The organism is Virgibacillus xinjiangensis (assembly GCF_042643145.1).
Classification (GTDB): domain Bacteria; phylum Bacillota; class Bacilli; order Bacillales; family Amphibacillaceae; genus Virgibacillus_O; species Virgibacillus_O xinjiangensis.
Genome location: NZ_JBHRSA010000042.1, coordinates 50,559 through 75,869 on the forward strand (window position 1 = coordinate 50,559; position 25,311 = coordinate 75,869).

22 protein-coding genes are annotated in these 25,311 nt (G+C 49.1%); 17 read left to right on the forward strand and 5 right to left on the reverse strand.

Features of this window, described 5'->3' with window-relative positions; translation table 11 throughout:
* Positions 1–495: 495 nt before the first annotated feature.
* The 3 genes from ACFOGI_RS10835 to ACFOGI_RS10845 are packed head-to-tail and all read right to left on the reverse strand — an operon-like array spanning position 496 to position 3,309.
* Positions 496–1,842, reverse strand: coding sequence for an amidohydrolase (locus ACFOGI_RS10835; RefSeq protein ID WP_390272272.1), 1,347 nt, complete (start codon positions 1,840–1,842; stop codon positions 496–498).
* A gap of 18 nt (positions 1,843–1,860) precedes the next feature.
* A complete protein-coding gene (locus ACFOGI_RS10840) occupies positions 1,861–2,577 on the reverse strand; it encodes a small-conductance mechanosensitive channel (RefSeq protein ID WP_390272274.1) in 717 nt (238 codons plus the stop codon).
* A gap of 21 nt (positions 2,578–2,598) precedes the next feature.
* On the reverse strand, positions 2,599–3,309 hold the full coding sequence (locus tag ACFOGI_RS10845) for a DUF5058 family protein (RefSeq protein WP_390272276.1): 711 nt from the start codon (positions 3,307–3,309) through the stop codon (positions 2,599–2,601).
* Positions 3,310–4,004: 695 nt separating this feature from the next.
* On the opposite strand from ACFOGI_RS10845, the gene ACFOGI_RS10850 reads away from it, so the two are divergent.
* The 3 genes from ACFOGI_RS10850 to ACFOGI_RS10860 all read left to right on the forward strand — a co-directional run bounded on the left by ACFOGI_RS10850 (position 4,005) and on the right by ACFOGI_RS10860 (position 6,688).
* A complete protein-coding gene (locus ACFOGI_RS10850; RefSeq protein ID WP_390272278.1) occupies positions 4,005–4,556 on the forward strand; it encodes a WxL domain-containing protein in 552 nt (183 codons plus the stop codon).
* A 124-nt stretch (positions 4,557–4,680) separates the two neighbouring features.
* Positions 4,681–5,703, forward strand: a complete 1,023-nt coding sequence (locus tag ACFOGI_RS10855) for a DUF916 domain-containing protein (protein ID WP_390272280.1) — start codon at positions 4,681–4,683, stop codon at positions 5,701–5,703.
* Between the two features lie 133 nt (positions 5,704–5,836).
* Positions 5,837–6,688 (forward strand): DUF72 domain-containing protein, encoded by an 852-nt coding sequence (locus ACFOGI_RS10860; protein ID WP_390272282.1) that lies wholly within the window; start codon positions 5,837–5,839, stop codon positions 6,686–6,688.
* 444 nt (positions 6,689–7,132) lie between these two features.
* Here the strand turns inward: ACFOGI_RS10860 and ACFOGI_RS10865 are convergent, their stop codons facing one another.
* The gene (locus ACFOGI_RS10865) at positions 7,133–8,269 is read right to left on the reverse strand and encodes an MFS transporter (protein ID WP_390272283.1); all 1,137 of its coding nucleotides are present in this window, start codon (positions 8,267–8,269) and stop codon (positions 7,133–7,135) included.
* Positions 8,270–8,329: 60 nt separating this feature from the next.
* The gene (locus ACFOGI_RS10870) at positions 8,330–8,884 is read right to left on the reverse strand and encodes a TetR/AcrR family transcriptional regulator (protein WP_390272285.1); all 555 of its coding nucleotides are present in this window, start codon (positions 8,882–8,884) and stop codon (positions 8,330–8,332) included.
* Between the two features lie 485 nt (positions 8,885–9,369).
* On the opposite strand from ACFOGI_RS10870, the gene ACFOGI_RS10875 reads away from it, so the two are divergent.
* The 14 genes from ACFOGI_RS10875 to ACFOGI_RS10940 all read left to right on the forward strand — a co-directional run bounded on the left by ACFOGI_RS10875 (position 9,370) and on the right by ACFOGI_RS10940 (position 25,281).
* Positions 9,370–11,001: an ATP-binding protein gene (locus ACFOGI_RS10875; protein WP_390272287.1), complete on the forward strand. Its 1,632-nt coding sequence runs from the start codon at positions 9,370–9,372 to the stop codon at positions 10,999–11,001.
* Entirely contained in the window at positions 10,979–11,665 is a 687-nt protein-coding gene (locus ACFOGI_RS10880) for a response regulator (protein WP_390272289.1), read from the forward strand. The genes ACFOGI_RS10875 and ACFOGI_RS10880 overlap by 23 nt, the downstream gene beginning before the upstream one ends.
* A 122-nt stretch (positions 11,666–11,787) precedes the next feature.
* Positions 11,788–12,768: a tripartite tricarboxylate transporter substrate binding protein gene (locus tag ACFOGI_RS10885; RefSeq protein WP_390272291.1), complete on the forward strand. Its 981-nt coding sequence runs from the start codon at positions 11,788–11,790 to the stop codon at positions 12,766–12,768.
* Positions 12,769–12,829: 61 nt separating this feature from the next.
* The gene (locus tag ACFOGI_RS10890; protein ID WP_390272292.1) at positions 12,830–13,273 is read left to right on the forward strand and encodes a tripartite tricarboxylate transporter TctB family protein; all 444 of its coding nucleotides are present in this window, start codon (positions 12,830–12,832) and stop codon (positions 13,271–13,273) included.
* A 15-nt stretch (positions 13,274–13,288) separates the two neighbouring features.
* The gene (locus tag ACFOGI_RS10895; protein WP_390272294.1) at positions 13,289–14,788 is read left to right on the forward strand and encodes a tripartite tricarboxylate transporter permease; all 1,500 of its coding nucleotides are present in this window, start codon (positions 13,289–13,291) and stop codon (positions 14,786–14,788) included.
* A gap of 31 nt (positions 14,789–14,819) precedes the next feature.
* Positions 14,820–16,193: an SLC13 family permease gene (locus ACFOGI_RS10900; protein ID WP_390272296.1), complete on the forward strand. Its 1,374-nt coding sequence runs from the start codon at positions 14,820–14,822 to the stop codon at positions 16,191–16,193.
* Between the two features lie 12 nt (positions 16,194–16,205).
* Positions 16,206–17,114, forward strand: coding sequence for a methylisocitrate lyase (gene prpB, locus ACFOGI_RS10905; RefSeq protein ID WP_390272299.1), 909 nt, complete (start codon positions 16,206–16,208; stop codon positions 17,112–17,114).
* Positions 17,115–17,126: 12 nt separating this feature from the next.
* On the forward strand, positions 17,127–18,554 hold the full coding sequence (locus ACFOGI_RS10910; protein ID WP_390272301.1) for a bifunctional 2-methylcitrate dehydratase/aconitate hydratase: 1,428 nt from the start codon (positions 17,127–17,129) through the stop codon (positions 18,552–18,554).
* A 331-nt stretch (positions 18,555–18,885) separates the two neighbouring features.
* Positions 18,886–19,620 carry a FadR/GntR family transcriptional regulator gene (locus ACFOGI_RS10915; protein ID WP_390272302.1) on the forward strand — a complete coding sequence of 245 codons (735 nt, stop codon included), beginning with the start codon at positions 18,886–18,888 and terminating at the stop codon, positions 19,618–19,620.
* Positions 19,617–20,543, forward strand: a complete 927-nt coding sequence (gene kdgD, locus ACFOGI_RS10920) for a 5-dehydro-4-deoxyglucarate dehydratase (RefSeq protein WP_390272304.1) — start codon at positions 19,617–19,619, stop codon at positions 20,541–20,543. Before ACFOGI_RS10915 ends, kdgD begins: the two co-directional genes overlap by 4 nt.
* 47 nt (positions 20,544–20,590) lie before the next feature.
* Positions 20,591–22,054, forward strand: coding sequence for an alpha-ketoglutaric semialdehyde dehydrogenase GucD (gene gucD / locus ACFOGI_RS10925; protein WP_390272307.1), 1,464 nt, complete (start codon positions 20,591–20,593; stop codon positions 22,052–22,054).
* Between the two features lie 170 nt (positions 22,055–22,224).
* On the forward strand, positions 22,225–23,295 hold the full coding sequence (locus ACFOGI_RS10930; protein ID WP_390272309.1) for a tripartite tricarboxylate transporter substrate-binding protein: 1,071 nt from the start codon (positions 22,225–22,227) through the stop codon (positions 23,293–23,295).
* 60 nt (positions 23,296–23,355) lie between these two features.
* The gene (locus ACFOGI_RS10935; protein ID WP_390272311.1) at positions 23,356–23,760 is read left to right on the forward strand and encodes a tripartite tricarboxylate transporter TctB family protein; all 405 of its coding nucleotides are present in this window, start codon (positions 23,356–23,358) and stop codon (positions 23,758–23,760) included.
* A 12-nt stretch (positions 23,761–23,772) separates the two neighbouring features.
* Positions 23,773–25,281 carry a tripartite tricarboxylate transporter permease gene (locus ACFOGI_RS10940; RefSeq protein WP_390272313.1) on the forward strand — a complete coding sequence of 503 codons (1,509 nt, stop codon included), beginning with the start codon at positions 23,773–23,775 and terminating at the stop codon, positions 25,279–25,281.
* Positions 25,282–25,311: the final 30 nt, after the last annotated feature.

Below are 25,311 nucleotides of genomic sequence, written 5' to 3' on the forward strand. Positions count from 1 at the left end.
CGGAAATATGCTTCGCTTTCCGCGGAGGGCTGGTGAGCCTCCTTCGTGTTGACGCACTTCTGAGTCTCGCCTAGGCCTTTGCTCCCGCAGGAGTCTGCGCATATTTCCTCCGCTGACTTACCGTATCGTCCGTTTATGGAGGTAAACCATTTAGTAATGTCCAACCGCACTTTACGTGGGAAAAGAGGGGAATTCAACTAACTGGAAATATGCTTCGCTTTCCGCGGGCGGCTGGTGAGCCTCCTTCGTACTGGCGCACTTCTGAGTCTTGCCTAGGCCTTTGCCCCGTAGGAATCTACGCATATTTCCTCCGCTGACTTAACGAGTCCGCTTATGGAGGTAAACCATTTAGTTAGGTCCAACCGTTCTTTACGTGGGAAAAGAGTAAAAGCTCAACCTGATCAAATGCAGAATCAGGTTGAGCTTGCTAGACTTTTCGTTCAAAATTTAAATCCCGGATTCCGCGTGATGGGGCATTGATTGCAATCCATCAGCTTAAATACCAGCTTCATAGACTTTTCCATCGCGGAGCTTGTCAAATGTTTCTTTTGCCTGGCCGAGGATGTCTCCTTCGTTCTTAAGCAAGTCGTAAGCAGTCAGGGCCATGGTGCTTGCGGCCAGGTGCATGCCTTTATAGCCGATTTGGGTTCCGAATGAAGCGGTCGCTTGCCAAGAATGCAGGGCAGTTCCTGCAGGTGCACATGTGGTGGTGACCATGCCTGTCGGGACAATCCAGCTTACATCGCCGACGTCCGTGGAACCTGGGATGGAGGAACCCGCTTGATATGGCGAGAAAGAGATGGAGGTCCGCAGTAGCTCCTCGATCGGCTTTCCTTGGGTTGGCAGCGATTTTGCAAGGTTCTGTGCAAATTCCTGTTCCTCTTCTGTATATGCCAGCGGATTGCTTTCCTGCATATTTTTATACATCAATTCATTCAATGGGTCATTTGGCAAGGTATCATAGGCAAAGGCCAGAATCTCGGATTCTACCTCTGTCTCACTCATCATCGCGGCGCCTTTGGCAATCTTTTCTACCCGGTGGAGAATTCCTTCCACTTCGGCTTTGGAACGAGCTCGAAGGAAATACCAGACCGTGGCTGATTCCGGCACAATGTTCGGTGCCAGGCCTCCATCGGTGATGGTGTAATGCATGCGCGTGCCGTCCGGAACATGTTCCCGCAGGTAATTGGTTCCAATGTTCATCAGCTCCACACTGTCGAGGGCACTTCTACCCGCTTCAGGTGAGGCAGCTGCATGTGCCGGCTTTCCTTTGAAATGAAATTTAACCGACACCATGGACTGCATGGCTTTATGCATGACGGCATTGCCTGTCATCGGATGCCATGTCAAGGCACTGTCAAGATCATCAAAGACGCCGGACTTGGCCATATAAGTCTTTCCGGATAATACTTCCTCTGCCGGACAGCCATAATAGCGGATGGTTCCTTGGATTCCTTCCGCTTCCATCGTTTCTTTCAATGCAATAACTGCTTCTACTCCTGCCGTTCCAAGAAGGTTGTGGCCGCATCCGTGCCCAGGCCCGTTCTGGACGACTTCTTCTTTGTCTGGACCTGCCTTTTGCGAGAGGCCAGGGAGAGCGTCAAACTCTCCAAGAATACCGATCACCGGCTCCCCCTGTCCGTATTCCGCCACAAACGCGGTAGGGATATCAGCGATCGGCTTGCTGATGCTGAATCCTGCTTCGTTCAATGCATTGCTTTGTAATTCACTTGCATATTCTTCCTCATAGGCAGTTTGTGGGTGGTCCCAAATATCTTGTGCCATCGCTGTATAGGTCTGTTTATGCTGTTCGATCCATTCCATGATTGCTGCTTTGCTCAATTGCTTCCACTCCTTTGTTTATGCCTGTTTTTCTTTATATTTTTCCAGACGAAGACAGATGAAGACAGTAAGTACAATGCAGAATAGACTCTTTAAGTATATGGGCAAGGCTGTAAGATTGATGATCAACCCTACCACCAGAGCAATGACGCCATAGCTCGGTTTTTTCAAGGCAAATTGGGCTAGCACCGCTCCGAAAATCGCCGGCAGGATGAGGGGGAAAACACTTTGAATGCTTTCCGGTATGATCGAAATTACGACAGACCCGGCAAGAATGATCGGGATGAGAATCACCTTATTGACGAGGGATGCTGCACCGATTCCGAGGGTGGCCGTAAGCTCACCTTTTTTCGTTCCAGGTTCTGCCCCGACAGCATGCTGCGCTGCCGCTGCGGCAGGAAGGCACATATTGCCGATATTCCCGGTAAGGAAACTGATGTAAGTCCCGGAAACTCCAAGGATGGGAAAATACATGACCGGTTCCAATACCCAGACAACCGCAATCACCCCGGCATAAGCGGCAAATGCGCTTAGAATGACATTCCATCCTGGATGAAGCCCCAGACCGAATGAAAGGTAGAGCGGGAGCAACAAGGTCAGGCCAATGACAGACCATAACGTCAACCTGCCCCAGAAATGCGCTTTTTCATGGTAGGCATCCATGGAAAGGGAAGCTTCGTCAGATGATGATATGTCGGGAGCGGCAGAATTCAGTTCTGCGTGTTGATCATTCATGGAATTCCTCCTTTGTATGTATTAGATGACGAAGTAGCCGATGCATAGACTGATGAGAATGGACAGGCCGAGCGACCATTCGCGCAGCCATTTGATCTGATGCTTGTCTGAAATCTTGGAGACGATGACCATCGTCGCGCTTGCGGCAATGACGACAATGACAGGGGCCAATCCTTTTATCATTTCTGCACTTGCCAGGTTGCCGAATGCTGCAACCATCGCAGCAGTGGCAAAAATGCTCATCGTCTTTTTGCTCTTTTCTCCTTTGCTTGTCAGTTTCTTTTCCAATTTGCCAAGCGATTTGGTAGCGAGGGCTGTAAATAAGAGCCACCCCATACCACCAAGACATAACGTCCACACCACTGCGGTGAAGACAGTTTGGCTAAAGTTTTCTCCGCCAAGGCTAGCTCCAGCGGCTTCGGCCCCAAAGCTTGCGCCGACAGATTCGATCGGGGCGGAACCGATCACGCCAATCCGCATCAAGGTGAGCGGATCCCCGAGGAAGGCGATCAGGGAAATGGCGACAATGACAATCGCAAAGGAAGGGCCGATTGCCGCGATGGCACCTGTTTTCAGGGCACTGTTTACCTCTTGCTTGCTCATCCCGGCATCCCTGCTTGCCTTCGCTGCAAGCTGAATGAATTTGATGCTTTGAAAAATAACGATGCCGATCACGATCGAAGCAATAACCCAAATAAGACTGCTGTTGGCCAGTTCCATTGCCTGCTGCATCTGATTCCCTCATTTCTGTATTAGTATGACTTTTCAAATAATTGGTTTAATTATACACATAGTAAAAATAATTGGTCAATATCTGTAGAAAAATGCCTGGCATCCTGAGCATCTTCTTTCCTATTATATAGGGGGATATTGCTGACTATATTAGCATCAGTGTAATAGTAGATTCAGAATGGTGATGTAAACAACTTGAGTAGCTGCAGGCTTATAATGATACTGAAAAGGAAGGAATCATGCAAGACGATTGTTTTGAAAAGGGGGCGGGGGAGGAGCGGAGTATTGGATGTTCTGAAAAAATGATAGAAGTGTATGGAAGTTGCACCTCGATATGGGGTGTTTTTTTGCTTCTATTATTATGTAGGGTTCACACCAATTGTCTGAATCCCTCCTCGAATCAGGGAGTATATACCCGGGAATAGTTCCATTCGGGCAGGAACAGGGGAGGATAGAAGTCGAAAAGTTGGCAGCCAATAGGAAGGTAGCACTATCCGACAAAATTCTACATAACAGGAGCACTGGGGGATACCGGTTTTGCCAGTTCCATAGCATAATAAGTTTAGTAAGGCAGACAAGAACATCAAATGAAATAGACAGGGAGGACAGGCCTGGTAACAGATAGAGAGACTGATTGGGTCGTTCATTGCATTTATATAACTATCATATTTTATTTTTCCAAGGAGGAAATGGATTTGAACAAATTAGTAAAGAAGTTTGCGGTTGGTACATTGGCAGTAGGTTTGGCAGCAGGGGCGTTCGCTCCATCGGCGTTGGCGGCGTCACAGGATGTAGAGTCAACTATTACAGGCGGAACTCTATCACTGGATGCTCCCACCATTCAGACCTTTAGTGGCGTGGAGTTGAATGGTGCAATACAAACATCTACCGCTTCAATTGATGAATTCACCGTAAAGGATGCAAGAGGAAGCGGTGAGGGATGGAAACTTAGCGTTTCATCAACCCAATTGACTAATGGGACGAATACTTTGCCTGCAGGAAGCTTAAAAATTACGGAACCTACACTGACTGCAGGAGAAGGCTCAGACGATCTTAGTACAGTTAACGTATTAAGTGGAGCTATCGATAATGAGAGTGGAGTAAAACTTCTTTCTGCTGAAACAGACGGCGGAATGGGAACGTATACGGTTAGCGGGTCTAACCTAAATATCAACCTTCAACCAAAAGATGCCAAAGCAGGTACGTACAGCTCTACTGTCACTTTCAATCTGACAACTGGACCTTAAGTTTAATCACTATAAATAGACCGATTCTGCATGGGATCGGTCTTTCTGTTTGGAATAAACAGGAAAAGGGAATAGCCAAGGTAGTGAAAACAGGACTCGGAAATGCGGAAAGGGATGAAAACTGATGCGATTCACTTTGACGACTTTTTGTGGAATCCTTCTATTATTATGGCCGATGACTACACATGCGGATACAGTAGGGAGCCCGATTGAAATCGAACCGGTGCCTGCTGATAACCAGAATGAGGAGATAAGCGGTTATTTCGACCTCTCCGTAGAGCCTGGCCAGAAGCAGACCATCGAGCTCAAGGTCACCAATAATACGGAGGAAGGGTTGATCTTGCGGGGAGAGACCGTGAATGCGTATACACATCCAACGGGTGGGATGTTGTATGGGATGGACATAGACTCTGAAAGGGCACTTCTCCTGGAGGATGCTGTCCGTTTAGCGGATTACATGGAAATCGACGAGGAGATTTCGGTTCCTCCCAATTCTTCGGTGAATGTACCAGTGGACATAACCGTTCCGGATGTGGAAGCAGGAACACTCCTTGGCGCGATTAATTTGACCACAGAGCCGACTACCCAGGTAGAGGAAGCGGCGGAAGAGGACGCAGCGAATTTTGTGCTGAATACGGAAACCACCTATAGTGTTGCCGTGCAGTTGAACCTGCCGGAAGAAGCATCTACAGACTTCTCGCTTGGCGAGGTGGGGATCATCAGTAACACGGCCGAGGTATATATGGAAATGACCAACCAAGCGCAGATGATCCAGGAAAACATCAAAGGTACGTATACGGTCAGCGATGAAGCTGGAAATGAGCTGTTCAGCGGGGATATTCCTACCTTTAAAATGGCACCGAAATCCGGCATCCAATATGTCATGCCATGGGAGCATGAGAGTCTAGAGGATGGAGATTATACCCTGACTATCAGCGGAACGGCAGGCACCGAGCAGTTTGCTGCAACAGAAACATTCACCATCGCAAATGATGATGTGCAGGCCTATGCCGAACGGAATATGCCGGAAGTCGCCTCACCTGTAAATCAGGGCATCTCCATATGGGTATGGATCCTTGCAGCAGCTGCCTTTGGTATCGGCATGCTGTTTGTCGGAAGGAAGATGAGCGGATCGAAGAGTGGGTAAGGCAAGCAGCCATCTTTTCCTGAATAAGGGCAGAGGTGGCTGTTTTTTTCATGGACAGAAATCGAATCTAGCCAAGCCATCCATTACCCGCCCGCTTTCATCCTATGATATCCTATCGTCAGGAGGGATCCGGATGATCTATATCGGCCTGACAGGATGGGGTGACCACTATTCCCTGTATCCAGCCCAAATCAAGCCTAAGGATAAATTATCAGAGTACAGCAGCCATTTTCCTGTGGTGGAGGTGGATGCTTCGTTCTATGCCGTGCAGCCGGAGCGGAATGCCGCCAAATGGGCAGCGGATACGCCTGGAAATTTCCGCTTTGTGGTGAAAGCTTATCAGGGAATGACCGGGCATCAGCGCACCGAAATCCCGTTTGAGACGAAGAAGGAGATGTTCGAGGCGTTCAAGGCGTCGCTCCAGCCTTATCAGCGAGCTGGCAAACTGGCGATGGTCCTGTTCCAATTCCCACCGTGGTTCGACTGCCGGAAGGAAAACGTGAACTATTTACGCTACTGCAAAAAGATGATGGGAGATATCCCGGTGGCGCTGGAATTCCGGCACCAATCCTGGTTCCACAGCAGGTACCGCGAAGGCACGCTGTCCTTCATGAAGGAGGAGGGGTGGATCCATTCGATCGCGGATGAACCGCAAAATGGCAATGGCTCGATCCCTATCGTTCCGGAAGTGACTCACCCTGATATGACGCTGGTTCGCATGCATGGCAGGAATTATCACGGATGGGTCAAACCGAGCAGCAAGGACACGAACTGGCGGGAAGTCCGCTATCTATATAAATATAATGAACAGGAACTGGCAGAGTGGGTGAAGCGAGTCAAGGAGCTTTGCACATCCAGCAAAGACATCATCGTATTGTTCAATAATAATTCCGGCGGAGACGCGGCGGATAATGCGAAACAATTCCAGCGGATGCTGGGGATTGAGTATGAGGGATTGTCGTCGAAGCAGCTGGGGTTGTTTTAGCGTGTGGAATGGATACATGAAGAGCCTGAGTCCCTGTTTTAGGGCTCAGGCTTTTAGGGAGAAAGCTATAACAAGCTCAGGCATTCACCCAAGGCCTGAGCTTGTTATGGTCGGTAAACGGAAATTCAAGGTCGAATTAATCGGTCCACATTTTCATAGCCAGTACGAAAAAAGAGAAAAACTCGGTGGCTCTTTTCAACAAGGTAACCCTCCTCGTTTAAATGTTAATTTAACGATAGCATGGTCTGAATTGATTGAATATTATGTTGGGAGGAAATCTGACAGAGAAATTTTATGGAGATACAGTGGCAAAAAGTCAGTTTTTCCTATTGTAATAGATCTGCTATCGAGAGAGTTTGCTCGGAAGATGGCAATCCACAGCTTATTTTTTTCGTAATCGTGCTGTATGGAATCCTCCCTCTAAAGATCCTTGCCCACCCGCGGCTATCCAGCAAATTTCTTCGGCCCCATCACAACAGCCATCATGCCGACCAATCCATAAAGGATGAAGGTCGTGGCATAGCCCAACTCCTCGATGAACCACCCTGCGAGTACGGAACCTACCACCTGGCCCACTGCCAAAAGGAGAAATGGAATGCCGATCCCTAAGGAGGCATTCGTCAGGAATACGCGGATTCCCCAGACAAGGAGGACTCCGGTCAAGAAGATGTACGCACCACCAAAAATCCCAGCCGATACATAAGACAGGAGCCAACTGCCTGATGCAGCAGCCAATAGGATCGGAGCAATTGCAACCGACAAACTCCCTACCTTGTAAGTGAAAGACAGGCCTCTCTTCTCAATCAAAAACCCGGAAAAGCCTCCTAGCACACCGAACAGTCCGATTGTCACCCAAAATCCAGAAAGCTGCCAGTCACTATAGTTGCCAGCCACGTCGATAAAAGACCGGGAAAACGCCCAGTACGCAGCAGTGGAAATGCCGAGGAAAAGGGAGGCGATGATCAAAGGGATGGCTCCCTTCACTCCCTGTATCGACAGGCTCCCTTTTTCCATCCTCACCTTCGACCCAGACCTTCGCCTTGGCATGGCGCGGAAATTCCAGATTACCACGAGTAGGGTCAAAACAGCATAGATGCCATAGGTCAACCTCCAATTCTCCAACAACAGCATCGCCCCTACTCCAGAAAGGACAATCCCCAAACTTGTCCCAGAATTGATCCATGTGTTCGCCTTCCCTTGCCGTTCCTCCTTGATCCAAAGAGAAATCGCTGCGCCATAGGGCGGAGAGACAAGCCCCGTGCTTCCTCCGGCAAGTAGCACTCCTAACGCGAGCACCCATGCATGGGGAGCCATGGACATCAGCAGCATTCCGGCTAAAGCAGATAGCCCTGCAGCCGTGACCATCCTTCTGGGGCCTTCTCTCGTCGTAATGACCGTAGACAGGATGATCGTGAAGCAATAGGCCAAGTAAAACAACGAAGAGATCACCCCGGATACAGACTCCGACATATCAAGGGATTCACTGATTCCAGGAAGGAGCAATCCGAAACTGAACCTCGCCAGACCATAAGTGGCAGCAATCATCGCGACTCCAGGCAATACCAACGTTGAAAATTTCATCATACCCATCCTCACTTTAAAATTATATAGAACGACCTTTCTAGTTTAGGGGTAAAAAAATTACGATGTATGACGGACAAGGGTCCGTGCCATCGCAATGGAATATTCTGTTGCCTTCTCAGCGCCAATCAATGTCGTCATGGAAGTGGTACCTTCGAGCAGCAGTGTAATTTGGTTCGCAAAATCACGTTCGTTTTCTTTCCCTTTCCTTTGGGCAAGCAGTTGGAAGTATTCAAGCAATCTCTTTTTATGTCCTCTTGCAATGTTTTCAATCTCATTATCTGTTCCCGCATAATCCTCGATCGCCCGCAAAAACATATCCCCTTTATAGGACTGTTCCTTCAGCCAGCGACCATGTGCTTCCACAGCAAGAATGAACGGTGAATCGGAATCCATTTCCACATGGGCATCCAAATAAGACCAGTAGCGTTCTTCCCGCTGCCGGAGCACCTCTTCGACCAGATTGTCCTTGGAGGAGAAATGATTATAAAGTGTCATGGTGGCGACATTCGCTTCGCTGATAATCTGCTTCAACCCTACTCCACGAAATCCATGTTCATAAAATAACTGTTCCGCAACTTTCAGTAATGTATCTCTCTTTTTCGATTGAACCATATTGTTATATCCTTCCTTTTGTTAGGTAGAACGACCTTTCTATCTTACATGGTATCACTCACCCTATTTTATCGTCAATCATTTGTGGTGAACTTGGGCGAGGGCCCCACTCACTTGGGCGCCAGCACGCACCACTCGTGCCGCACACCCACTCACTCGGGCCGCGCCCCGCACCACTCGGGCCGCACACCCACTCACTCGGGCCCCGCACCCACTCACTCGTGCCCCGCCCCGCACCACTCGGGCCGCACACCCACTCACTCGGGCCCCGCACCCACTCACTCGTGCCGCACACCCACTCACTCGTGCCGCACACCCGCTCACTCGTGCCACACCCCCACTCACTCAGGCCACACACGCCCCCCCAAAACACACCCACACATCCCACAAATTGACGGCTATGCTAAAATGTAAGAATAGATGACATTGAGGACCTATGCTGAATAGTGAGAATAGTCCTCATTGCAGCCGGAGGGGGTGCTTCTTTGCTGGAGCGATTGAAACATGTATCATTACAAACCAAAATTACGGGGCTGTTGTTAAGTGTGATCATCCTGTTGATTCTGATTCTGTCGGGTTTCTTAGCATCTTCGAACATCCATCAGATCTTTTCCAATAAATATAAGCTGAGCATGCAGACCGCGCGGACGGTAGCGTTGCTGCCATCGGTGAAGGAAGCGTTGGAAGATGGGGAGGCTGCCGCATCCCTGCAGTTTCTGACCGATCAATTCAGTATGGAAAATGAAGCCGATTTCATCATTATCCAAGATAAGGACGGCAGGATTCTGACCCATCCGGATCCAGAAAAAATAGGGGACATACATAGATTCAAAGATGGCTACAAGGCGCGGGTGTTTGGCGGCTACTATCGAATGGAATCGAATGAGTTCATCGACACTTCCATTGTAGGGATTGCGCCGATCATGTCAGAGAGCGGAAACGTCTTGGGGGTGGCCACGGTCGGTTATGTGAAGGAGGAGATATGGAGCCTGATCCATGAACGGATCGAAGGCATTCTCTATTTTTCCCTCGTTGTCATCTTGATCGGGGCGGTGCTTGGGTATCTATTGGCACGCCATATCCGGAAGGAGTCCCTCGGCTATGAACCGCGTGAGATCGCTAAAATGTATAAAAGCAGGGACACCCTGCTTGCGTCTCTGAATGAAGGGGTGATCGCTGCGGATGAGGAGGGGAAGGTGAACCTGATCAACCGATCGGCGAGACAGCTGTTCCCGCAGAAGGGGTTTTCTGTCGGTGAGCCGATTGCTTCCTTATTGCCTGGTCTCGATTACCAGCAGGTGTATGACAGAAAGCAGGGCATGGTGAACCAGGAACTCTTCATCCATAACAAACCGTTCATCGTAAATCTCGTTCCGATCCTGACCAATGATCAGGTCACGGGGTTGGTCGCCACCCTCCGGGATAAGACGGAGATTACCGAGATGCTGCATATGCTGTCGGAGGTACGGAGATATTCCGATGACCTGCGTGCCCAGACCCATGAATATTCCAATAAGATGCATCTCATCTATGGCATGCTGCAGCTGGGGAAATATGACGATGTGCTGAAGGTCATCAACCAAGAGATCAGCAGCATGGACCAGATAAACCGGAACATTTTTGAACATATAGAGGATACCAATGTACAGGCGATTTTGATCGGAAAGACCGGCCGGGCGTCAGAAAAGAAGGTGGATTTCGTGATCGACCCGGACAGCTATCTCTATCCTCTACCGCCCCATATTGAAATCAGCGACCTGATGATCATCCTCGGCAACTTGATCGATAATGCGGTGGAAGAGGTGACATCCAAGCCGGATGCCCGTGTATCTTTTGCTGCGACCGATCTCGGTGAGGATATCATTTTTGAAATCAGTGACAATGGCAGCGGGTTGAAAGATGGGATGGTGGAGCGCGCGTTCGAGGCCGGCTATTCGACCAAGAAGAAGACCAGCAAGGAAAAAAGAGGATTCGGATTGGCCAATGTCAAATCTGCGCTCGAGAAATTGGATGGAGGAATGGAAATAGAATCCAGCTCGGAAGGTACGACTATCACGGTATATCTTCCAAAACAACCAAAAGGAGGCATCCATCATGTTGAACATCGTAATCGCTGAAGATGATTTCCGGATAGCGAATATCCATGAGGAATTTTTGACGGAAATGGACGGAGTGGAAGTAGTCGGCAAGGCAATGACAGGGGAACAGACCCTGGCATTGATTGAAGAAAAGAGACCAGAGCTATTGTTGTTGGATATCTATCTGCCGGATTACCTTGGAACCGAGTTGATCCAGGAAGCACGGAAGATCCATCACGACATGGACGTGATCATCATCACCGCAGCACATGAGAAGGAACTGCTGGAGAAGAGCCTGCGTCAAGGGATTACCAATTATCTGATCAAACCTGTCAGCATGGAGCGGTTCCGGACAGTGATTGATGACTATCAAAAGCAGAGAGATCTGTTGGAAGGTAAGGAGCATATCGATCAGGAAACCGTCGATCAGCTCCTGTCTTCCTCTGTGCCAATGAAGCAACAGGAAGAGGAATCGCTTCCGAAAGGGATAGACAAAGTGACATTGGGTAAGGTGCGCGACATCATCGATCAGGAGGGTCGATCATGGTCGGCAGATGAAATGGGGAAGCAGATCGGCTCCTCCAGGCCGACTGCCCGCCGCTATCTGGAATACCTGGTCCAGGAGGGAGAAGCCAAAGTGGAACAGGAGTATGGGGTCATCGGCCGGCCGGAGCGCAGGTATATCCCTGTAGCCACTCCGTGAACAAAATGAACAAAAATTATTTTACCTTCAATATTTAGTATATGATGAAAACGTATACATAAAGAAAAATTCAGTTTATTATTTACGCAGTCACCAAAATCTACGATAGGAGGAGTACAAGCATGAAGAAATACGTAGGAATATTGCTCGTTATACTTATGGTCTTTATTGTCGGCTGTTCCGATCAAAGCAGCGGATCTGCCGAGGATTTCCCGGATGGGAATATTGAAATCATCGCACCAGCAACACCTGGAGGCGGCTGGGATGCCACAGCCAGAGCGATGCAGAAGATTTTTGATGATGAAGGATTGATCGATGCCAACATCAATGTAGCCAATAAGCCGGGAGGTGGAGGAGAAGTAGGCTGGCAGTACCTGAAGAGCCAGGATGCCCATACGATCTCCATCAATTCCAGTTTGGTTATCACCAATAACCTGTTGGGCCAAAGTGATTTGACTTTTGAAGATTTTACGCCATTGGGAATTCTGAGTACGGAGTGGATTTCTGTTGCCGTTTCGCCGGATTCTTCGTATGACACAGGGGCACAGATCATGGAAGACTTGAAGGAAGACCCTACTTCCCTGAAAATCGGTGTGGCTCCAAGTCTTGGAAACAATGACCACCTGTCCTTTGTACAGGCTGCCCATGAATTCGGGGTGGATGTATCCCAAGTGGAATTCATGATCTATGAAAGCGGCGGCGACCTGCTGACTGCTCTTCTCGGCGGCCATGTGGATGTCGCTACCATGTCCGTATCCGAATCCAAAGAACAGCATTTGGCTGGAGAACTGAAAGTAGTGGCCGTGAGCTCTGAAGAGAGGGTAGAAGGTCTGGAAGAAGTAAGCACCTGGCAGGAACAAGGCGTGGACATGGTCTTCCCGCACTGGAGAGGTGTAATGGGTCCTCCTGACATGACCGAAGAGGAGATCGCCTACTGGGATGACAAGATCAGTACCATGGTAGAAACAGATGGCTGGAAGAGTGTCATGGAAAATAATGACTGGGAGCCATTCTATCATAACAGCCAGGAATCCAAAGAGTTCTTGGCAGAACAGACAGAGCAGTACGATGAACTGCTGCAGCAAGCAGGTTTGACAGACTAATCATTCAAGGGGAGTTGTCCTCCAGAACAACTCCCCATCATAGTTATTGGGAGGGATGATGATGGCCAGATTTATTGTGCCCTCATTTTTCATCATACTGGGAGTCGTTTATCTGATTCTCACGTTTGGCATGACGCGCTCGCGTGTAGGGGATCCGAATGGGCCGCTATACTTTCCACTACTGATCGGTGCGGTGTTGCTGGTGTTCAGTATCATCTATTTCATCCAGGAGTGGAAAAAGCGGAACGAGGATTTTTCTCCATTCAAGGTTCTTTTTAAAGGAAGGAGTCCTTTCCTTATCATTACCACGCTGATCATGATTTTTATCTATACGTTCCTCTTTGAACGGATCGGCTTCTTATTCTCCACAGTCATTTTCCTTGGAGGATTGCTATTCATTGTAAACGGAACAAAGCCGTGGCTGAAAAATATTATCATCGCGGTGCTGTTTTCCGTCATTTCCTGGTACTCATTTTCCGAATTACTCAATGTAAGTTTGCCATAGAAAGGAGAGAGAATGATGGGGGTGGATCTACAAAGTTTCATCGAAGGTCTGACGACTGCCCTTCAGCCGATGAATTTGTTATGGGTATTTATCGGCGGATTCTTAGGGACCGTTGTCGGTATGCTGCCGGGTCTCGGTCCTGCTACAGCGGTCGCCGTGCTGATACCGATCACATTCGGCATGGACGCGACCAGTGCGCTCGTGCTGATGGCAGCCATCTATTACGGGGCCATGTACGGCGGTTCACGAAGTTCCATTTTGCTTAATACACCGGGGGATGGTTCAGCCATCGCCGCCACATTCGATGGTTACCCGATGACACAGAAAGGACAGGCCGGACAAGCCCTGACCATCTCGGCGATTGCGTCACTGATTGGTGGGACGATTGCCATCATCGGGTTCATCCTGTTGGCGAAACCACTGGCTGCGTTCGCCCTTGATTTCGGACCGGCCGAATACTTCCTGTTGCTGGTGTTCACCTTGTCGGCGATTGTCTCCCTGTCCAAGGGAAACATGGTCAAAGGGTTCATTTCGATGAGTATCGGTCTCATGCTGAGCACCGTCGGCATCGATTTGCAGACAGGGGTGCACCGTTTCACCTTCGATATCCCGCAGCTGAGTGAAGGGATCGATTTCCTGGTAGTCATCATCGGGGTCTATGCAGTAGGTGAGGTGCTGTACAATCTGTTGAGCATCGATGAAATCAAGAAAGAGGAGAAAAAGGTAGGCAAGAAAGGAATCTCGAAAGAACAATGGAACCAGACGAAATGGCCGATGCTCCGGCAAGGGCCGATCGGTTTCCTGATCGGTATTCTTCCTGGTGCTGGTGGTTCGATTGCTTCGATGCTGAGTTATACGACGGAACAGCAGATGTCCAAACATCCGGAGAAATTCGGTAAAGGAGCGATTGAAGGGGTGGCCGCTCCGGAATCTTCCAACAACGCGGCATCTGTCGGTACTTTCATACCGTTGCTGACCATGGGGATTCCTGGTTCAGGTACGACGGCAGTCATTCTGGGTGCCTTGATCATGCTTGGTCTGCAGCCGGGACCACTGTTGTTCGAGAACAATCCGGAGACCGTGTGGACGCTGGTCAATAGTATGTTCATCGGCAACCTGTTCCTCGTCTTGATCAATATTGTAATGATCGGACTGTTGGTCAGGATTTTGGATACGCCGCCGAAGATTCTTTATCCATTGATTCTTGTGCTGGCGTTCATCGGAACCTATACATTAAGCTATAGCGTTATCGATTTCTACATTTTGGTCATTTTCGGCATCATCGGTTTGGTCATGAAGCTTCTGAAGTTCCCGATTGCACCATTGATCCTCGCAGTCATCGTGGGATCGGATATGGAACAGAACTTCCGGAAGAGTATTGTCGCCCATGACAACTTCCTGAATGTCCTGTTTGCTTCACCGATAACCATCTCATTATTGATTTTGACCGTTCTGTCGATTGCCTATCCGTTCATCATCGGCTGGGTGAAAAATAAAAAACAAGGAAGAGCATAGCGCGCCCTTTCGTTACCAGGGAGGGACATAGATGAAAAAACAGATACTGCTGGGCCTGTCTGCAGCCCTCTACCTTCTATTTTTCTGGGTGGGCGCAGATTGGAGTCCGGAGGTGAAAGCAGGGGGAACACTACTGATTATCCAAATCCTTTGGATCGGCCGGGTGTTCCCTCTGGCATTCAGTTCTTTAATACTTATTGTGATTTTATCTTTCCACCTGACATCCTATGAAGATGCATTAAGTTATTTGGGATCCAGTCTGGTATGGCTGTTGTTCTCGACCTTCATTCTGGCCCATGCCTTTGTGAGCACCGGCTTGGCCAGCAGGGTGGCTTTATCCATTTTGAACTTGGCAAAAGGGTCGGGGAGACTATTGATCTTCCTGTCCTTTTTCATGATGTTTGTGCTGACGGTGTTCATTCCTTCCAATATCGGCAAAGGAAAATTGACCAGTGATATTCTGGATCGCCTGTTGGTAGAACTGAAGGCCATCCAGCCGACGACCAATCTGGGAAAATCCTTTTTTATCGGTGTGGCCTATGTCAGTGCCGTATCGGCTGCCTTTGTTCCGACAGGGGCGAGTTCGACGATCTATGCATTCGGCATGTTTTCTTCGGTGTCTGATTCGATGAGCTATACCAACTGGCTGCTTTATTTCAGTTTCCCCATGGGGTTGTTCGTGCTCCTGCTGTGGTTCCTGTTCCAGTCGGTCTTTCCGGCGGAGCGGGTGGACAGGGAAATGGTCAATGATTTGCTTACCAGCCAAAAGCAGAAGTTGGGAACCTGGAGTGCCAAAGAAGTAAGGATGACGCTGATTATTACCATTACCCTGCTGCTGTGGCTGACTCAGGTCTGGCACGGTTATTCCATTCCGCAAGTCGGCATGCTGGGTGCGGTGATGGTGGTGTTCCCCTTTATTGGGGTGCTGGACTGGGAGGAGGCAAAGGCCGGGATCAATTGGGATATGATGATCTTTTTTGCTGCTACCCTGATGCTGTCGAACATGCTGATCGACACGGGGGCGATGGGCAGTTTTGCCGCATGGATCACGAGCTCCTTGGGTGGACTTCACCCGGTGACTGTGGTGATTCTGCTTTGCGTGTTGACTGCCTTGGCCAGGGTCCTGTTCGTCAATGTTCTGGGGTTCCTGACGGTGGCACTTCCCTTGGCAATCATGCTGGGGGAAAACATAGCGGTGTTCAGTCCTTTGGAAGTGGCCATGGCCGTCTACTTGATGGGCATACCGGGATTTTTGCTGATTACACAATCCCCTGTCCATCTGATCAGTTATTCGTACAATTATTTCAGCCAGCGGGATTTGCTGCGTGTAGGCGTCATCGCCATGCTGGGATGGCTGGCTATCGTGCTTGTGAGTATTTTTTTCTATTGGAAATGGATGATATAAGGAGGTATACATATGACGTGGCTGATTTCTGAACAGAAGTCACAGGAAACATTGGCAAATGAATTTAAAGATTTAATGAACAACAGGGAAATATTGAAAATTGCTGGAGCCCATGACGGCATGGCAGGCTTGGCAGGGAAGAGAGTGGGCTTCCATGCATTGTATCTGTCAGGTGCCGCTTTAACAGCGAGCAAGGGGATTCCGGATATCGGACTTTTGAACTCGACAGAAGTTGCCGACCGTGCCAATGAGATTGTCCGGGCAACCAATCTGCCGCTGCTCGTCGACGTGGACAACGGCTTTGGCGGTCCATTGAATGTCGCCAGGACGGTCAGTGAAATGCTGGAGGCGAGAGTGGCTGCCATCCAGATGGAAGACCAAAAGATACCGAAGAAATGCGGGCATTTGAATGGGAAACAGCTGATTTCCACGCAAGAAATGGTAGAGAAGATAAAAATGGTGAAAAAAGTTGCCCCATCCCTCGTGCTTATCGCCAGGACCGATGCCCATGGGGTGGAAGGAATGGACAAGGCAATGGAACGGGCAAAAGCCTATGCAGAAGCAGGAGCGGACGCCATCTTCCCGGAAGCGATGATCAACCAGGAAGAATTCACCACGGCATCCGATGCTATTGACGCACCGCTCCTCGCGAACATGACCGAATTCGGGAAGACCCCGTACTTCACGGCATCGGAATTCCAGGAGATGGGCTATTCGATGGTGATCTATCCGGTCACATCCTTGCGAGTGGCTGCGAAAGCCTATGAACGCGCCTTTAATGAAATTGTGCAGAAAGGGACGCAGAAGGAAATTCTGGATGACATGCAGACGAGGGAAGAGCTTTACGAAACCATTCACCTGGAGGAGTATGAGCAGTTGGATGAAACCATTGCCAAAACCGTACTCCCCGACCAGGGCTAAAGGGGGATACCAATGAAACTGATGGATCAGCAAGTGGATGCGGTCATCGAACAGATCGCTGATTATGCACTGCAGACAGATGTAGGTGATGAAGAGTCGATGGAGGTTGCTGCCGAAGTATTGATGGACAGCTTGGGATGTGCCATGCTGTCCCTCCAATATCCGGCATGCACCAAGCTCTTGGGACCGGTCGTTCCTGGTCAACCGAGCGAGGGCAGCTATGTACCTGGGACGGACTATTATCTGGACCCGGTACAGGCGGCATTCAACCTCGGCACATTGATTCGCTGGCTGGATTATAATGATTGCTGGCTTGCCAGGGAATGGGGACATCCGTCCGATAATTTGGGAGGAATCCTTTCGGTCGCCGATTATTTAAGCAGGAAATACAAAAGGGAAGGGAAAAATCCCCTGACGGTAAAGGATGTCCTGCAAGCGGCAATAAAAGCCCATGAAATACAGGGTGTGCTTGCGTTGGACAACAGTCTGAACCGGGAAGGGCTCGACCATGTCCTGTTCGTCAAAGTAGCAACAACAGCAGTAGCTGCTGCCATGCTCGGCGGCACGAAGGAGCAGGTGGTCAATGCGGTATCCAATGCCTGGATCGATAATGGCAGCCTCCGGACTTACCGGCATTATCCTAATGCCGGCTCCAGGAAATCCTGGGCAGCCGGTGATGCCACCAGCCGGGGCGTCTGGTTGGCCTTCCTGTCATTGAAAGGGGAGATGGGCTATCCGACCGCATTGTCTGCACCACAATGGGGGTTCGAAGATGTCGTGATGGATGGCAAAAGCCTGACATTGGCCCGCGATCTGGATGACTATGTCATGAAGCATATCCTGTTCAAAATTTCCTTCCCGGCCGAATACCATGCCCAAACCGCCGCAGAATGTGCGTTTGAATTGCATCAGGAAGTAGCGGACAAGTGGGACGAGATTGACGAAATCACCATCGATACCCATGAATCGGCCGTCCGCATCATCGACAAGCAGGGACCATTGAAAAATCCTGCCGACCGGGATCACAGCCTACAGTACATTACAGCGATCGGTTTGATATATGGGAATATCATAGCCGACCATTACGAGGACGAGATTGCAGAAAATCCATTGGTGGATGAACTGCGCAATAAAATGGTCGTCCGCGAGAACCTGCAGTATTCCCAGGACTACCTGGATCCGGCGAAACGTTCCATCGCCAACGCGGTCCAAGTGAAGTTCAAAGACGGCAGCACCACACAGAAGGTGGAAAGGGAATACCCAGTCGGCCACCGCTTCCGCAGGGAAGAAGGCCGTCCATTGCTTTACAAGAAATTTGAAGACAATGTGGCGAAACAGTTTAATGAAGAGGCAACTGCGGGGTTAGCAGAATTGTTTCAAGAGAAAGAGGAATTGTATCAATTGGATGTTGACGTGTTCGTGGATCAATGGAGGAAATGATGGATTGGGACAGCCTGCCTTGTGGCGGGCTGTTTTTTTTGATTGGGGTGAGCGGTGAGCGAGTGTGCGTGGCCCGAGTGGGCGGTGCTGCGGCCTGAGTGGGCGTGTGCGTGGCCTGAGTGGGAGGAGCTACGGCCTGAGTGAGAGGTGCCGAGGCCTGAGGGATTGCTTTCACCAATGCTTGAAAATCTGTGCTGATTCATAATTTCATATTTTATTTGTCAGACAATAAAACTATTTTACAAAAAATCGTTGACTTGATGACAGAGTTGTCTTATAATTCTAATTGTCAGACAAACAAACATCAATGAACGGAAAGGAGGGCGGACGTGTGAGTAGGAGAGTGGAACCTATCAAGATGAAGTCGGTGAAACGCAATACGCTTTCACATCAGGTGATCGAGCAGATTATTGATCTATTGATGGATGGGCAACTGAAGGCAGGAGATAAACTGCCGCCGGAAATGGAACTGATGGAAATGCTGTCTGTCAGCAGGCCGATTTTGCGAGAAGCATTAAGTTCTTTGGAAACGTTGGGGGTCATACACCGCAAAACGAGGGAAGGCACCTTCTTTTCAGAAGAAGTCGGCAGTGAGCCTCATCGCCTCATGCTGGCATTATCAGCAGGCGATATTGATACGATTATTGAAACACGTCTCACCCAGGAATTAGGTCTGGTTGGCCTTGCAGCAGAGAAAATCTCCGAACTGGAATTGAGGAAGCTGGAGGAGAACATTGCCCAAATGGAAGCGGCAGAGGGTGATTATTTAGAAATTGACCGGGAATTCCACCGGATTATTGCCTTCAGTGCCAGCAACTCCATTACGGAAGGGATGATTGACGCACTGCTCAATATGTATGACAAGACGATGGAGAACATTGCGGTGAAGGATCGGAATAAAGAGAAGACTGTTCAGCACCATAAGGATATCTTCCATGCGCTCAAGAAGCGGGATCCGATTGAAGCGTATGCGAGCATGTACCGGCATCTGGATCATGCGAGAAACAGATTGATCCGTCCTCTGCAGAAGAGAGAAATTGAAGATGGGAAGGATTTGGTAGAATGACGAATAGACAAGCCCCTACAGGAATCTCGGGATTTCCTGTTGCTCCATTAAATGAAAGCGGTGCCATTGATAAGCAAGCACTTACTGCAAATATTGAATTTTTGCTGGAAGAGGGATTGGAGTCCATTTTCATTGCCTGTGGAGCGGGTGAATTCCATAACCTTGGCAGGGAAGAATTTGAAGAGATGGTCGAGCTTGCCAAATCGGTGGTCAATGGAAAGGTTCCCCTCTATACCGGTGTGGGAGGCAATCTTACAGAAGCCATTGAACGGGCCAAAATATCGGAAAAGCATGGTGCGGATGGTTACCTTATTCTTCCGCCTTACCTGATTGAGGGAGAGCAGGAAGGAATCTATGAGTATTATAAAGCCATTGTTACTAGCACAGATCTCAATGCGATTGTCTATCAGCGCGCGAACGCTATTATGAAAGCGGAAACAGTTGAGAGACTGACTCAATTTCCACAAGTAGTCGGCCTCAAAGACGGGGTCGGCAATATGGAATTGAATATTGAACTCACACAGAAAATCGGCAACCGCTTGGGATGGCTGAACGGGATGCCGATGGCGGAAGTGACGATGCCGGCTTACGTGCCACTCGGGTACAACTGTTATTCATCCGCCATTTCCAACTATATCCCGCATATTTCCAGGAAGTTCTATAATGCTCTATTGGACGGCGACCAACAGACGGTCAATGAAATCTATGAAGATGTCATCCTGCCAATCAATGCGATCCGTCGGAAGAGAAAAGGCTATGCGGTTGCTTTGATCAAAGCGGGGATGGAAATAGTCGGATTGCCTGTCACCAATACGGTAAGGCCGCCTGTCGTCCCTGTGGAGAAGGAGCATTATGAGGAATTAAAGCAAGTTCTAAAGTCCGCTCTTCAAAAGTATCCGCCAAACAGGAAAGTGACCATCTAGAATCTGAGAATCTATCAATTTAATCTTTATTTGGAGGGAATTTATCCATGGCAGTACAAACAGAAACAACCAATAAATTTTCTAACTACATAAACGGGGATTGGGTGGTATCGGACACAAACGAAGTGATCACCCGAACAAACCCTGCCAATACCGAGGATGTAGTTGGACAGGTCCAAAAGTCGTCGAAGGAGGATCTGGATAAAGCGGTGGCAGCAGCCAAAGCCGCCAAAAAGGGATGGAAGAATCTATCGGGTGCAGAGCGCGGCCAATATCTGTATAAAGCTGCTGATATTCTGGAGAGCCGCCTAGAGGAAGTGGCGGAGTGCATGACCCGGGAAATGGGAAAAACTTTGCCGGAAGCGAAAGGGGAAACTGCTCGTGGCGTAGCCATTCTCCGCTATTATGCAGGAGAAGGCATGAGAAAGGTCGGGGATGTGATCCCATCCTCTGACAGTGAGGCATTAATGTTCACCACGAGGGCGCCGCTGGGTGTCGTGGGTGTGATTACACCATGGAATTTCCCAGTGGCCATCCCTATCTGGAAAACAGCCCCCGCCTTGGTTTACGGAAACACTGTGGTTCTCAAGCCGGCCACAGAAGCAGCCGTGACCTGTGCCAAGGTCTTCGAATGTTTCGAGGAGGCAGGACTGCCTAATGGTGTGGTGAATATGGTAACAGGTCCTGGGTCTGTCATCGGACAGGGAATTGCTGAACATCCGGACATCAACGGAATCACATTTACCGGGTCCAATACGGTCGGAAAGAATATCGGCCAGACGGCTCTTAAACGTGGTGCTAAGTACCAGCTGGAAATGGGCGGAAAAAACCCGGTCATCGTGGCAGCAGATGCTGATCTGGACCTTGCGGTAGAAGCAACCATCAGCGGGGGACTCCGTTCAACCGGCCAGAAATGCACGGCAACAAGCCGTGTGATCGTTCAGAGTGATGTCTATGATGAATTCAGGGAAAAGCTTGTAGCCAAAGTGAAGGAAATCCAAGTTGGCGACGGGCTGCAGGACGGCGTTTGGATGGGCCCAAGTGCCAGTGAATCCCAACTGAATACGGTTCTTTCTTACATTGAAAAAGGCAAAGAAGAAGGTAAGCTGCTTGTTGGCGGAGAGCGTTTGACAGGCGCGGAATATGATAAGGGGTACTTCGTAGCGCCGACCGTCTTTGATGAAATTGCGACAGATGCGACGATTGCCCAAGAGGAGATCTTCGGGCCGGTGCTCGCACTGATGAAAGTGGATGATTTAGAAGAAGCCATTGAGCTTGCGAATGACGTGGAATACGGCTTGAGTGCCTCCATTTTCACAACCAACATCCAGAAAATGCTCTCCTTCATCAACGATATGGATGCGGGATTGGTGAGAATCAATGCAGAAAGTGCCGGCGTAGAACTGCAAGCGCCGTTCGGCGGAATGAAGCAGTCGAGTTCCCATTCCCGTGAACAGGGGGAAGCGGCCAAGGAATTTTTCACTTCCATCAAGACTGTATTTGTAAAGTGAGGAAGGGGGACTCCCCCTTCCATCCCCAGGAGGGTGCGACGAATTTGTGGAGAGTTTTGTAGTGCTATTAATGTAAGCGTTTTAAATGAAGGGTTGCGGAGTAATAGGTTGATATTTATTCCGTAAGTTTTCCTAATATTCAAAAATAAACAGGGATAAGAGGTGTTTTGATGAAAAAGTTTTGGATGGTTTTGATGGCGGCGATGGTTGTTGCAGTTCTGGCAGCTTGCGGGTCTGGGTCAGATGAAACCTCAGGGGACGTAGCAGAAGCAGAAGGCGGCGATGAAGCGACTGTCGATTTGAATAGAGTACGAGTCTTGATCGGTTCCTCATCCACAGGCGGTGACACCTACCAGAATGCAGATGCTGTGAGCAGATACACGGAAGAAGTTCTCGACACGAATATGAAAGTGGATGCAGTCGGCGCATTGCGTGCGTTTGATGAATTAGGGAAGGCGAAGGATGACGGCAGTACCATCATGTTCTTCCATGATATGTCTTATCTGGGCGTCGAGTATGGAAGCTTCGATGAAAGTGATGCTCTAGAGAACTGGACCATCGGACCCGTTGTCGCAACCAATCCAGGGAACGCATTCTTGACCAAGGCTGATGCACCATACGACACCATGGCTGAGTCTGCTGAGTGGCTGGCTGAGAATCCGGATGAAACCATCACCGTTGCATTGGAGTCCGGCGGAGTATCGGAAGTCGTATTTGACGGTTATTACCTCTGGATCAAAGAGGAATTCGGCACCGAAGTTTCTGATCGGATCCACGCTTATGTGACTGGTTCCCAACAGGATAAGGATCAGGCACTGTGGGACGGAAATGCCGACATTATTCATGGATCCATCGGAGCGAACAAGCAGTACACCCAGGATGGAGTGGAAGACAAGATCAAGATGAAATTTCTCGGGATTACAGCGGGTGAACGTGTAGAAGGATTTGATGTACCGACATTTGCTGAGCAGGGCATCACTGTAAACGGCAAGGAGTTCATCTTTGACAAGGAATTCTTCTTCCTGCTTCCGAAAGAAGTGGATGCAAACTTTGCAGAGGCACTCGATAACGCAGTGGCAGAGGTTGTTGAAAATCCAGATTATGCAGAGGATTTGAAGACAAACACGTATGTGGTGAACCACAAGCCGGCAGCTGAAGCGGAAGAATATCTGCTGGAGAAACGGGAGAATTTCCGCTACATTATTGAAAATGCACCAAACCTTGATGACATTGCCAAGTAGATATAGGAAAGGAGGCTGCCGGACAGGCAGCCTCCAAATCTAAGAAGGAAGGTGGAGGATGTGAAAGATTTCTTTACACTGGATATGTCTTACAGTACCTATCATTTAGTTTTTCCTCGGATCATATGGAGTATCCTTATCCTCATCGGTGCCGTCCTGTTACTGAGCAACCTAATCAAGAGGACGAAAGAGGGAAGATTAACAAACTTTCATTTCCGGTTTTTCACCGAGAACTACGATAAAGTCAAATTCTACGGCACGATTGTTCTACTGGTTGTATATGCAGCAATCCTGGAGAGAATCGGTTTCGTGCCAGCAAGCATCATTTTTATGCTCCTGATTACCCTGCTGTACATTGGAAATATCAGGAGGAAATCCATTATCATATCGATCACTAATTCCCTGGCAACGACGATTGTTGTCTGGTACGTGTTCGGCCAGTTGTTTGATATTACTCTACCATAAGGGGGGAAACCCATGCCTATCTTGGAAATACTTACCCCGATGTCCATCCTGCTTTGTTTCTTAGGAGTCTTTATTGGAATTGTCATGGGGGCCATTCCAGGGATGACGGCGACTATGGCGATCGCTATCTTTCTGCCCCTTACATATGCCCTGGATATGATCGACTCCATCGGCTTGCTGATCGGCCTATATGTCGGTGGAATCAGCGGCGGACTTGTCCCCGCAGTACTATTGAACATTCCGGGAACACCTTCTTCGCTCTGTACCACCTTTGACGGTTACCCGATGACGAAGAAAGGGGAAGGAGAAAAAGCGTTGAAAGTTGGAATCACAGCCTCTATCATCGGCGGTTTCTTCAGCCTGACCATACTCTATTTCTTTGCGCCGATGCTTTCATCTGTTGCGATCAATTTCTCTTCCGTGGAAAAGTTCTTGATCATCGTATTCGCTTTGACGGTGATTGCTTCCATTTCCAAGGGAAGCCTGCTCGGCGGTATCTTCAGCGGCATGCTCGGGATGTTCATCGCGCTGATCGGTACATTTACGGATAACAATGAAATGCGGCTGGTGCCACCGGGATTGGAAGAAGAGCTTGTCTACGGGTTTTCCTTGCTGCCGGTACTGATCGGATTGTTTGCGATCGGCCAGCTGCTGCAGGAGTCCGAAGAGGGAATGAAGGCAGCTTCTCATCAGAAAATTGACCTTAAGAAGGGGAAGGGGAATCATAATAAATTCAGCTTTAGGTTGTTCCGGAAACAGAAAGTCAACCTGGTCCGCTCATCCATCCTCGGTACGTTTATTGGGATGCTGCCAGGTGTCGGCGGAAGTGCTGCATCGATTACGGCTTATTCCCAGACCAAGAACTTCTCGAAAAATCCGGAAAAGCTGGGTACAGGCGAGCCGGAGGGACTGATTGCCAGTGAATCCGCCAATAACGGACTGATCGGCGGGGCACTGATTCCATTGCTTTCCTTAGGGATCCCGGGTGACAGTACAACGGCTATCCTGATCGGGGCCTTCCTCCTGCAGGGGATTGAAGTCGGACCACTGTTCATTACGTCCAATCCCGATCTGTGGAGCGGGATTGTCTTCGCCCTGATTGTCGCCAATATCGCGATGTTTGCGATGATGTTTTTCTCCATCAAATACTTCGCCAAGATCGTGTTCATACCGAAATACACCATCTTCCCGATCATCATTGTAGCCTGTGTGGTTGGTTCCTATGCGATTAATAATGGTGTCATGTTTGATGTGTGGACCTTGCTGCTGTTCGGTCTGCTAGGATATATCTTCCCGAAAATCGGTGTCCAGATTCCATCGTTCCTGATCGGCTTCATCTTAGGGACGGAAGCGGAGAAGTATTTCATCGACAGTTTGAAAGGGAGTGGCGGAGATTTGACGGTTTTCTTCACGAAAGGTCCGATTTCTATCGTGCTTTGGCTGCTGATTATCGGGTCACTTGCTTACGCCATCATCGACAATCGTAAGACGAAGAAAGCGGAAGATAATAAAGCAGCATAAAAAAATACCAATGAAAAGACAGGAGAGGTA

Excerpts from the sequence above, each read along its gene's own strand:
- ACFOGI_RS10865 (WP_390272283.1), bottom strand. The coding sequence starts at position 8,269 with ATGAAATTTTCAACGTTGGTATTGCCTGGAGTCGCGATGATTGCTGCC.
- ACFOGI_RS10840 (WP_390272274.1), bottom strand. The coding sequence starts at position 2,577 with ATGAATGATCAACACGCAGAACTGAATTCTGCCGCTCCCGACATATCA.
- ACFOGI_RS10885 (WP_390272291.1), top strand. The coding sequence starts at position 11,788 with ATGAAGAAATACGTAGGAATATTGCTCGTTATACTTATGGTCTTTATT.
- ACFOGI_RS10890 (WP_390272292.1), top strand. The coding sequence starts at position 12,830 with ATGGCCAGATTTATTGTGCCCTCATTTTTCATCATACTGGGAGTCGTT.
- kdgD (WP_390272304.1), top strand. The coding sequence starts at position 19,617 with ATGACGAATAGACAAGCCCCTACAGGAATCTCGGGATTTCCTGTTGCT.
- ACFOGI_RS10845 (WP_390272276.1), bottom strand. The coding sequence starts at position 3,309 with ATGCAGCAGGCAATGGAACTGGCCAACAGCAGTCTTATTTGGGTTATT.
- ACFOGI_RS10900 (WP_390272296.1), top strand. The coding sequence starts at position 14,820 with ATGAAAAAACAGATACTGCTGGGCCTGTCTGCAGCCCTCTACCTTCTA.
- ACFOGI_RS10870 (WP_390272285.1), bottom strand. The coding sequence starts at position 8,884 with ATGGTTCAATCGAAAAAGAGAGATACATTACTGAAAGTTGCGGAACAG.
- ACFOGI_RS10895 (WP_390272294.1), top strand. The coding sequence starts at position 13,289 with ATGGGGGTGGATCTACAAAGTTTCATCGAAGGTCTGACGACTGCCCTT.
- gucD (WP_390272307.1), top strand. The coding sequence starts at position 20,591 with ATGGCAGTACAAACAGAAACAACCAATAAATTTTCTAACTACATAAAC.
- ACFOGI_RS10930 (WP_390272309.1), top strand. The coding sequence starts at position 22,225 with ATGAAAAAGTTTTGGATGGTTTTGATGGCGGCGATGGTTGTTGCAGTT.
- ACFOGI_RS10910 (WP_390272301.1), top strand. The coding sequence starts at position 17,127 with ATGAAACTGATGGATCAGCAAGTGGATGCGGTCATCGAACAGATCGCT.
- ACFOGI_RS10880 (WP_390272289.1), top strand. The coding sequence starts at position 10,979 with ATGTTGAACATCGTAATCGCTGAAGATGATTTCCGGATAGCGAATATC.
- prpB (WP_390272299.1), top strand. The coding sequence starts at position 16,206 with ATGACGTGGCTGATTTCTGAACAGAAGTCACAGGAAACATTGGCAAAT.
- ACFOGI_RS10855 (WP_390272280.1), top strand. The coding sequence starts at position 4,681 with ATGCGATTCACTTTGACGACTTTTTGTGGAATCCTTCTATTATTATGG.
- ACFOGI_RS10860 (WP_390272282.1), top strand. The coding sequence starts at position 5,837 with ATGATCTATATCGGCCTGACAGGATGGGGTGACCACTATTCCCTGTAT.
- ACFOGI_RS10940 (WP_390272313.1), top strand. The coding sequence starts at position 23,773 with ATGCCTATCTTGGAAATACTTACCCCGATGTCCATCCTGCTTTGTTTC.